1 pseudogene is annotated in these 725 nt (G+C 71.9%); it reads right to left on the minus strand.

From position 1 onward, the window contains the following. Nucleotides 1–725: pseudogene (locus IF37_RS0138400) on the minus strand (transketolase); the annotation flags it as partial.

Here is a 725-nt window from a genome sequence, read left to right on the forward strand (position 1 = left end):
CTTGTCGATGGTGGTGTTGTTCGAGCCCGCGAGGTCGGCGGAGCCGCCCCACAGCTCGGGGATCACCGCGCCGAGCGCCTGGAGCACCTTGCCGGACGCGGCACGCGTCGCGACGGCCTTGCCGGGCTCGAAGACCGGGAGCTTCTCCTCCCAGCCGGCGGGCAGCTCGCCCTGGGAGATCCGGTCGAACTCGGCGGCCCGCTCCGGGTTGGCGTCCCGCCACACCTGGAGGGACTTCTCCCACTCGGCCTTCGCCTGGGCACCGCGCTCCAGGGCCTTGCGGGTGTGGCCGATGACCTCGTCGGAGACCTCGAACGACTGCTCGGGGTCGAAGCCGAGGACGCGCTTGGTGGCCGCGACCTCCTCGTCGCCCAGCGCCGAGCCGTGCGCGGCCTCGGTGTTCTGCGCGTGCGGGGCCGGCCAGGCGATGATCGAGCGCATCGCGATGAAGGACGGCCGGTCGGTGACGGCCTTGGCCTCCTGGATCGCGGCGTAGATCGCCGCCGGGTCCAGGTCGCCGTTCTCCTGGGCCTGGACGCGCTGCACGTGCCAGCCGTAGGCCTCGTACCGCTTGACCGTGTCCTCGGAGACGGCCGTCTCGGTGTCGCCCTCGATCGAGATGTGGTTGTCGTCCCACAGCAGGACCAGGTTGCCGAGCTTCTGGTGGCCGGCCAGCGAGGACGCCTCGGCGGAGATGCCCTCCTGGAGGCAGCCGTCACCGGCGA

Origin of the sequence: Streptomyces sp. NRRL S-31 (genome assembly GCF_000718775.1) — a bacterium.
Classification (GTDB): domain Bacteria; phylum Actinomycetota; class Actinomycetes; order Streptomycetales; family Streptomycetaceae; genus Streptomyces.